This window comes from Cylindrospermopsis sp. CR12 (assembly GCF_001432185.1).
GTDB lineage: Bacteria > Cyanobacteriota > Cyanobacteriia > Cyanobacteriales > Nostocaceae > Raphidiopsis > Raphidiopsis raciborskii.
Window position 1 is genome coordinate 1 of record NZ_LMVE01000039.1, and the last position, 5,309, is coordinate 5,309.

Annotated in this window: 1 protein-coding gene and 2 pseudogenes; all 3 read left to right on the forward strand. The window is 37.7% G+C overall.

What is annotated here, in order from left to right; translation table 11 throughout:
* Positions 1-1,477 (forward strand): annotated as a pseudogene (locus tag ASL19_RS04245) (DUF1156 domain-containing protein); the annotation flags it as partial.
* Positions 1,478-1,572: 95 nt separating this feature from the next.
* Complete coding sequence (locus ASL19_RS04250; RefSeq protein WP_057177418.1) at positions 1,573-4,761, forward strand: helicase-related protein; 3,189 nt, start codon at positions 1,573-1,575, stop codon at positions 4,759-4,761.
* A gap of 109 nt (positions 4,762-4,870) precedes the next feature.
* Positions 4,871-5,309 (forward strand): annotated as a pseudogene (locus ASL19_RS04255) (AAA family ATPase); the annotation flags it as partial.

Here is a 5,309-nt window from a genome sequence, read left to right on the forward strand (position 1 = left end):
TTTTGCCTCAGACTATAAAAGTCTTTGTTCATTATTAGGAAAAAATGTGGGAAAGACAGAAAAGTATGATATTCCCATAGATAAGAAATCAATTCAAATAGAGTCAGCATCAGCGGATAACTTAACACATATTGCTGATAAATCAGTACATGCAATAATTACCGACCCTCCTTATTATTCAACCATTCAATATGCGGAACTGGCAGACTTTTTCTATGTGTGGCTAAAACGCAGTCTAGGAGATATATTCCCCGAACTTTTCTATCTGGAACTAACAGATAAAGAAAGAGAAGCTGTCGCTAATCCTTCCCGGTTTAGGAATATGGGAATATCCCCAGAAATCCTAGCGAATCAAGACTATGAGGCAAAAATGTCCATGGCTTTTGCTGAATACCACCGGGTTTTGCGTGATGATGGAGTGATGACTGTTCAATTCAATCATAAAGATTCTGGTGCTTGGGATATTTTAGCCAAGTCTCTGATGGATGCTGGTTTTGAAATTACAGCTTCCTGGGCGGTTAGTACAGAAAATCCTCAAAATCTCCACCAGGCTCAAAAAAATGCGGTTTCTAGCACCGTTCTATTAGTGTGTCGTAAACGTTATCCCCATGCTGAACAAGGTTGGTGGGATGATGTGCGTCTGGAATTACGTAATACTATCTTGAGTAAAGCTCCAGAAATTGAACGCTCCCTAACTGCAGATTCTAGACCTGCACCGGATAGGGTGGAAGACCCCCGTCAAAGAATTAAGCCTCCGGGTATTGATTTATGTTTGACAGCTTATGGTAGTGCTTTAAGTGTGTTTACCCGTTATAGTTCTATATTGGATAGTACAGGAATTAAAGTAGAGCCTAAAGCAGCTTTTGAAGAAGTGCGTCAAGCTATAGTATCATACCGATTAGAAAGGTTGTTGGCGGGGAAGGATTTTCATGGGGTGGATACTTTGACTCAATGGTATATTCTGGCTTGGGATACTTTTGAAGCGCGAGAATTTCCTTTTGATGAAGCTAGACAATTGGCTTTGGCTGTGGGGGGTTTTGATGTTTCTGATTTGGTGAAAAAATATAAGTTGTTGGATTCTGCTAGTGGTTTGTGTAAGCTGTTAACTCCAGAACAAAGGTTGAAGAAACGGGCTTTTTCTGTAGTAGATAGGGAGTTTTCTGGTGTGAATTTGGTAGATGGAATTCATGCTATAATTTGCATTTATCAAATAGAACAAAAAATAGAGTTTGTCAGAAGGTTCTTAAAAAATACAGAATTGGTAAGTAAGGATGCTTTTATGAAAACTTTTGAGTTGGTTTTGAAGGTGATTCCTCAGATAAAGGATGAAAGAAAACGAATTATAGAGGAGAAGGTGTTATTGGATTTATGGTTGGCTATGGATGAGATAAAGGCCAAGGTGTCTTATGAACAAATGGAGTTGCCATTTAATCTATCAGGAACAAATGATGAGCCAACTCAAATATCCCTGTTTTAGGTGTGATGGAGATTTTTAAAAACTGTTTTGGTCGCTGGTTGGAGCTATGGGTTATTTTTTGGGGGGAGATCTATTTATAAAAGGGGTTAGGATTTGTGAAAAGTCTACGGAATAAGTCTTGGAAAATCAGTTATTCTAGCAATGGTGACAATACAATTGCTGATTTCTATATTCCTGCTCTATCTGCTGCGGTTCAATATGATAGAAAGTCAGGTTTTTTTAGTAGTTACATACTGAGTAGGGTGGCTAGGGGTTTGGGAACAATGGTTGATAATGGGGGTAAAATGCGTCTGATTATGGGATGTGAGTTTACTCCACAAGATTTGGAAGCTATCCAAAAAGGATATTCCCTGCGTGACGCTTTATGGGAGCGTTTGGATGCTAGTTTTACTCCCCCAGAAAATTTCGCTCAGTTAAAACACCTGGAAATTCTCAGTTGGTTAATTGCTAATGAATGTCTAGATATAAAAATAGCTGTTCCTCTCAAACAAAATGGTTTACCTGATGTGGAACAGTTAGATTCTAAACATATCTTTCATGAGAAGGTGGGGATTTTTACTGATATTAATGGTGATAAATTGGTATTTAATGGGTCGAATAATGAATCTATTGGGGGATGGGAAAAAAATGTTGAGTCCTTTCATGTGTATTGTTCTTGGGAGGGGGGAAGAGAGTTAGATAGGGTAGAAGAAGAGGTTTCTCGTTTTGAGCAACTTTGGTTTGATATTTCCCCTAACGTGCGGATATTTGATATTCCTGATGCAGTGCGAGAGATATTACTGCGTTATACACCTACTTGCCAACCTACTAGTAATAGTCACTTAGATTTTGATTCTGTTCCAGAGGATGACTTTTCACAGATGCTACACTACCAAAAAGATATGGTAGGTGTCAGTCAAGCACCCGTTGAACAAACTCCATTTATTACAGAAGAGGAAAAACAGTGTTTCAGGGAGTTAACAAATATAGACCAAAATGCAGGGTGTTTAGATTACTGTCTCAAATCTATACCTATTTCTCCCTGGCCACATCAAATTAAAATATTACGCCGGGTGGGAGAAACCTTTCCTACAAGTTATTTAATTGCGGATGAGGTGGGGTTGGGTAAAACTATTGAAACAGGGTTGATTATACGTTATCTATTGTTGACAAAGAAAATAGAACGTGTCCTAATTTTGAGTCCTGCTAGTGTACAGTCACAATGGCAAAAAGCATTGAGGGAGAATTTTAATCTACATTTTTGGAGTTATACCCAAAGTTCCTTAACTGTTGACAGTGAATTTTTAATGAGAAGGAGTGAGAGGGGTAAACAGGGGGTTTGTGGCAATCCTTGGAATGCTGAGAATTTAATTCTTGCTTCTTCTCATTTAGTGAGAAGAGCTGACCGAATGGAGCAACTTTTGGCAGCGGATTGTTGGGATCTGGTGATTCTGGATGAAGCTCATCATGCTAGAAGAAAAAGTCCCCAAAATAGAAAGGAAACTCCTAATCTGCTTTTAAAATTGATGCAAAGGTTAAGAGAAAAGACTCAAGCCTTAATATTGCTGTCTGCTACTCCTATGCAAATTGATGTGATAGAGATTTTTGATTTACTGAATCTTTTAGGATTAGAGGGTCATTGGGGTTACAGTGATAATTTTTGTTATTATTTTGAAAGTCTAAATCAATGTTCTGCGCTGGGGATTAAACCAGAGTTAATAGATTTTTGGCAGCTCATGTGTGGGGACTATTTTCAAAAAGGGGGAAAACCTTGCCCTAATTTACAGCAATTACTTTTACAACAAGATAAACTGTTAGCTTATAGAGTTCAGGATACTTGGCACAAATCCCAGAAAATATTGAATTATAAAAAAATCCTGGGGGATGAGTCATTTTTGAATGGTTCTCGGCAATTTTTAACTACTAATACTCCTTTAAAGGATTTAATGTTTCGTCATACTCGTGAGACTTTAAGGCAATATTATAAGAGGGGTTTATTAAAACGGGATATACCTAAAAGAATCGTGCAAGATAATGCTATTGCCCTGGAACCATTCAGTGAAATTCCGCTGTATATAGCTGTTAGTGATTACGCTCGTCATTTTTATAAGTTAGCTCAAAAGGATGGGCGCAGTTGTCGAGGTTTTTTAATGACTCTATATCGTAAACGTTTAACCAGTTCATTTTATGCGGTAAGGGAGTCTTTACAACGGGGGTTAAATTGCCTGTTGGCAAAGCAGGGAAGTTTTATTACGGATGATGATTATGTGGATGTTGATGATGCTGGGGATGAGGTGATTTCTGGGATGGAGTCTTTGTTTGAGGATGTTGACCCCCAGGAAATTGATTATTTACAAAATTTGTTGCAACAGTTTGAAAATATGGGTAAGGATAGTAAACTCTCTTATTTTTTCCAAATTTTGCGTGACGAACTTTTAGAAAGGGAAAGTGTTCTGGTTTTTACCCAATATACAGATACTATGGACTATTTAAGAGATAATCTTAAACAATTATATGGTAGTCAAATAGCATGTTTTTCAGGAAGGGGGGGAGAATTATTAAAAGGGGGAGATTGGTCGGTGGTGTATAAAAATCAGATTGTCTCTCTTTTTCGGGAAGGTAAAATCAAAATTCTTTTGTGTACGGAGTCAGCTGCTGAAGGACTAAATTTACAAAATTGTGGTGTATTAATTAATTATGATATGCCTTGGAATCCTATGCGGGTTGAACAAAGAATTGGCAGAATTGATAGAATTGGACAAAGGTATGATACGGTTCGGATCCATAATCTTTATTATGATGGGACGGTGGAAGCTAAGGTTTATAAAAAACTGCGCGATCGCATTAATGCTTTTTCTAATGTGGTGGGTAATTTGCAACCAATTCTAGCTCAGACTCCTACGTTCATAGAGAAAGCTGCTATGAGTGCGGATCCCGAGGAGGAAGATGTGTTAATGTCGGAGTTGGATTCTACTTTAGATAGTCCTTTAGGGGTGGGGTTTGAAGCCATGGTAACTATGGATATAGAGGGTGATTTAGGAGTGATTAATCAACCCATTTTCCCCACCGGTATAACACCAGAGAAAATAGAGAATGTGGTGACTAGGTCGGAGTTTTTAAAAACAAAGGGGATAGATTTTGAAAAGATATGTGAAAAAATATGGTTGTTAAAATATGAGGGTGAAGAATATGAGGTCACCTTTTATCCAGAAATTTTTGGAGAAAATCCTTGCCTAAAATTACTGAATTTTGGGGAACCGCTTTTTACCCTTTTGTTATCTCAGAATGTAGGTTGGGTGGAGTAAGGAAACCCATCTTACAAATAATTGTGCTTCTCTACTTAGTCTAAATATGGTTTAATTAAACATAAGTGGTAGGACAAAAAAATCTAATGCGTAATCTAAGAGGTTATCTATGTTAAGTACCATATTTAAAACCTGCGCTCCTTGGGAGGAAATTTTAGCAGGGGAACTGTCGTTAGATCTATTCGCTGCTAAGTTGGAATCGGTAGTAAAAGGTACAGCACCTAAAGTATATAATGACCCGAAAACCTTTTTTGAAAATACTTTTGCTACGGATGGCTTAAAAAATTTAATTACTGAAGTATTTGGTAGACTAAGTGGAACTATGGTAGGTTCACCTATCATTCGATTAGAGACTAGCTTTGGTGGTGGTAAAACCCATGATGAAATAGCTTTATGGCACATTGCTAAACATGGTAGAAAGATTCCCGGTATAGAAAGATTTACTGATAATATTGAAATTATACCAAGTTATGCGGTTAAGGCTGGGGCTATTGCCTGTCAAGACTTAGAACCTGCGGATGGGGTGTTTCATAGGGATACGGGAATTA